At 38.4% G+C, this 3,980-nt stretch carries 4 protein-coding genes; all 4 read right to left on the bottom strand.

Annotation, left to right across the window (positions count from 1 at the left end; genetic code table 11):
* Positions 1-245: 245 nt before the first annotated feature.
* Positions 246-1,304: a hypothetical protein gene (locus JCM9140_RS21625; RefSeq protein ID WP_034751644.1), complete on the bottom strand. Its 1,059-nt coding sequence runs from the start codon at positions 1,302-1,304 to the stop codon at positions 246-248.
* Between the two features lie 214 nt (positions 1,305-1,518).
* On the bottom strand, positions 1,519-2,280 hold the full coding sequence (locus tag JCM9140_RS21620) for a type II secretion system protein M (protein WP_034751641.1): 762 nt from the start codon (positions 2,278-2,280) through the stop codon (positions 1,519-1,521).
* Positions 2,280-2,864: a PilN domain-containing protein gene (locus JCM9140_RS21615; protein ID WP_034751638.1), complete on the bottom strand. Its 585-nt coding sequence runs from the start codon at positions 2,862-2,864 to the stop codon at positions 2,280-2,282. The genes JCM9140_RS21620 and JCM9140_RS21615 overlap by 1 nt, the downstream gene beginning before the upstream one ends.
* Positions 2,861-3,847, bottom strand: coding sequence for a type IV pilus biogenesis protein PilM (gene pilM, locus JCM9140_RS21610; RefSeq protein WP_052002479.1), 987 nt, complete (start codon positions 3,845-3,847; stop codon positions 2,861-2,863). Before pilM ends, JCM9140_RS21615 begins: the two co-directional genes overlap by 4 nt.
* Between the last annotated feature and the right edge of the window lie 133 nt (positions 3,848-3,980).

Here is a 3,980-nt window from a genome sequence, read left to right as displayed (position 1 = left end):
GAGCGGCTTCCGCTTCATTTCACTATGAGAATAACCTTTTTTATAGCAGCAGTCTTACGAAAGGCTGATTTTCGTAAAGATTGTTTAGTCACTTTTTTCCTTAGTGCATTCGTTTCATTGCGCTTTAGTTTGTGTCTAGTATCAATAGAAAAAACGTCCAAAGGAAAAAATTACTCCAATTGAAAAGAGCACTGCAAGTGTCCGTTTTGACCCTTTCAGTACTCTCTCCCATTGAAATCATCTTTTTATTGTAGTGCCGCTACGATTTTTTCATAATTAACGAGTGCATCTAGTAAAGCTTGCTGTGAGTTCCAAAGCTCTGAATTTTCATCTGATGCAACGTAGGCGGATAATTTCTCTCCTGCTTTGACTAGATTATCACCTAATGCCAATGCTTCATCTTGAACAGGTTGATCCAAGTTCATGAAAGCTCTGTCGCGATCAGCCTGGAGACTTTCCGTTGTTTGCTCTAATTGCTCCATTCGCTCTGTTGTGAGCAAGGAACCCCCTCCAAATCCATCGACCGTCAGTTGCAACAGTTCTTTATAATGAGAAATGGCATTCGCAAACCAAACAACCGCTTCCTCTTCTTGGCCTGTCACCGCTTGTCCATCAACTCGATAAGTTTTTACATACGTATCTTGACCGTATTCCTCGTACAAGGAACTAATTTTATTTGCTTGAGCACGATCTCCCCCTGCCCCGATAAACATATAAATCGGTTCAGTTACCTCAGTAAGTGTAGCTGCCAACCCTTGTTCCTGAAGGTTGCTGACAACTTCCTGTCCTGTTGCTTGTTCTTCAAAGGCCCCACCTTGAACAATTTCTAACGTTAAAAGCGGAAACTGACCTCCTGCTTCAGAGGCTGCTGGAACGGCATCCGCTGTTCCTGGATTAGCATCTGCAACCGGAGTGCTCGTACCTGTAAAAAACGTAAGAATCATTAATCCAAGGCTCACACCCACAACAATTGCAGAAATCAATGCGCCAATTAACATAAAAGGAAATTTAGGTTTTTTTGGTCCATGATTCATTTTTTTCTTACGTTTAAAAGGTAGTTTTGGACTCTTCTCACTAAATCCGTCGTCCCAATAAGGCAGATCATTGCGCTTTCTTTCGTCATGTCTTTTTCCGAAATCTATGATGTTATCTGGTTGAGGAATGATAGGTGCATCATCTTTTACTATGTCTTCTCGAACCGCAGCGACTTCATCTTTGCTACTAGATGACATCTTATTTTCATGGATTTTCTGTTCTTTTCCATTCAAGCGGACCGAGATGGTTTGTCTTTTTTCTTCTTCCATTGGACTCACTCCCCTCGTAACCTTTCTTTACTCCTATTCTATTAAATAATCGATTTAGATAGAACTTGTTTTAAGAAAAAATTCCTAATAAAAGATCACTAAGCCAATATTCTTTTATTGCTATAAGTACGCTTTTGTTACCTTTACTAGTTTATTGTCTAACACTTGTAAAGATGTACGAAAACAAAAAAGAATAAAAAGAGGATTCCTCTTTTTATTCTTCACTTTTCACTCCATAATAGAGTGGATTGGCTTTGTTACCAGGACGCGGATACGATTGTGTGGGCACCTCATCCAACAACTCTTGCAATTGTGGCAAGTAATACGTTGAAACTTCTACTACATACTGTAGATCATCTACCGTTTGATCAAGAAGACGAACTTCTTGATTTCCTGAGAACGATAATCTATTAATGGTCGTAACCCGAGTCAAGCTTTCAATTTCTTCAAGAAAGCTTTTCATCTCCTCATAGCTTGGGGAAATGACTGTCATCTGTGCCGTCACTTTCTCGATGCCTTCTTCAATTTCAAATGTATCGCTCTCTGGCTCCGCTTCAGCTGACTGTTCCCTTATGACGATACCATTTTCTAGTTCTTCCTCTAAACTTCCTCTTGCACTTTCAATTCCAAGTCCACTAAAAGTACTGCTTGAAAACTGATAATTTAAAATCAAACTTTCCGAAAGAATTTCTGATCTTTCTAAGTCTAGTAAGAACTGATCAACTAGAGGGGCAACAGGAACTTTCTTTTGTAAATCAGCTGAACTTAAATTCGTTACCTGGTTTTCCAATTCTGCTATATTTCTTTCAACAATCGATAATAGCTGCTCTTCCGTCTCAAGACGATCTTGTACCCTTGCCAAGTCGTCTTGCAATGGTTTAATGAACATAAAATAAAGCAGGAAAGGAATCGCTAATGTGAGGGCTACAAGGAAAGAAATAAGCAATCGTTTTACTTTTGGTTGTAGCTCGACCATTATCCATTCCCCTCCTCTACCTTAATTTCATTCACATTTAACTTCACTTCAAAGTTCGCTAGATAGCGTGGCAGTAAATCTTCTGACAAACCCTCTTCATCTATAATCTCTTGAGCATTAATATTGAGTAAATCTGCAGACTGAACAAATCTACTGTCCGTTAACTCATGTAAATATGAGGAGACATCGATAGGAGATTCAAACTGAACAAAAATCTGAACCGTCCCTTGATCGACATACGTATAATTCATAAAATACGCTTTTTCAGGAAGCTTTCGAACAAAATGAGATAAAAGAGATACACCAGAAATTTGCTGTTGTTCAATCCAGTCAATTTGCGCTTCTAATACATCAACCATTGACGACTGCTGAGCGTCTGCTAGTTGTTGCTCCTGAACCATTCGTAACTGCTCTGTCGTCTCAATCGTTTGTTCCGTTCGAGCAATTTCATTTTTTATATTGTTTGTATACATAAAGTAAATCAAACTCGTCACTAACAATACAATAATAATAGCTAATAAAATGATAATAGAATAAAAGCTTTTTCGTTCTTTTTGTGGTAGCAGGTTAATTTCAACCATCATGATTGCACCTCTTTATAGGCTAAACCCATTGTCGTTAAATATTGAGGAGCAAGTTCAATCTCAGCTTCTTTTAATAGTTGTTTGCTAGAGTACAATTCAAGCTGTAAATTTTCATTTAATTGGTTGAAAATATGATGCAAATAAGGATGATCTCCGCCTAAAAAGACCATCGTTACCTCTTGCTCTCCTTTATAAAGAGAATACTTATAGAAATTCATAATTCGTTCGATTTCACCAATTGCATCTTGAATATCTCCCATTAACACCATTTCATCCCCAACAAATTCAAGCTCCGCTTCCGCCCTGCTCCTTGAAATTTCAAATTGTTCGGATTGAGAGGCATTGACTAAGTGATGAATGTATTGCGGCTTATCATCTTGAAAAATACTTAAACTAATTGCATGGGCATCAAACTCAATGAACATCGTATGAATTCTTGGAATCACCTTGTCCATTCTCGAAACAATTCGATACATCGACAGCGCATTAATTTCGATCGAAACCGGAGTAACTTTTGCTTCTTCTAGCAATGCCTTGTATTCATGAATGATCTCTTCTGGTGATGCAAAAAGCAAAATCTCTTTCTCTTCAGCATCTTCATTTAAGAGAACATAATCAAAGGTCGGATTCTTAAAAGGAAGGGGAATGCTATTTCCAAGCTCGATAAATAGGTAACCTTTGATCTCTTCTTTTTTTACTGATTTAGGAAGGGTTAATTTCCGAAAAAACACGTGAGACTCTGGAACGACAAAATGCACCTTCTTCTTTCTTAATCCCCAATCAGCAACACATTCTTCTAGGAACAATAACAATTGGTCGCGATCTAGTATTTTCCCATCACGAATAATGCCTGGAGGTAAGTATTTTTCTCCATAACTAACAGGCGTTGTTAGCTCATTTTGATTAACTGTAACAGAACGAATGACATGATCTTTAATGACGAGACTGATTGATTTTGAGTTTCGAAGATTGAACGATAGCATGACGTCCCCTCCTTTCTTTTAGGTTGTTTTATATTCGTTTTTGGGTTTAGTGGATTAGCGTTGTTCGTTTCATTGCGCTCCAGCCACTCGCACCCGCAAGGAGGTGGTGAGCCTCCTCGCTGCGCCAGAGGTG

Source organism: Halalkalibacter wakoensis JCM 9140 (genome assembly GCF_000513095.1).
Taxonomy (GTDB): domain Bacteria; phylum Bacillota; class Bacilli; order Bacillales; family Bacillaceae_D; genus Halalkalibacter; species Halalkalibacter wakoensis.
The sequence above is the reverse complement of the archived record's forward strand: the minus strand, read 5'-3'. Positions and strand labels throughout refer to the sequence as shown.

Coding starts and splice junctions, on each gene's coding strand:
- JCM9140_RS21625 (WP_034751644.1), bottom strand. CDS start 1,304: ATGGAAGAAGAAAAAAGACAAACCATCTCGGTCCGCTTGAATGGAAAA.
- JCM9140_RS21620 (WP_034751641.1), bottom strand. CDS start 2,280: ATGGTCGAGCTACAACCAAAAGTAAAACGATTGCTTATTTCTTTCCTT.
- JCM9140_RS21615 (WP_034751638.1), bottom strand. CDS start 2,864: ATGATGGTTGAAATTAACCTGCTACCACAAAAAGAACGAAAAAGCTTT.
- pilM (WP_052002479.1), bottom strand. CDS start 3,847: ATGCTATCGTTCAATCTTCGAAACTCAAAATCAATCAGTCTCGTCATT.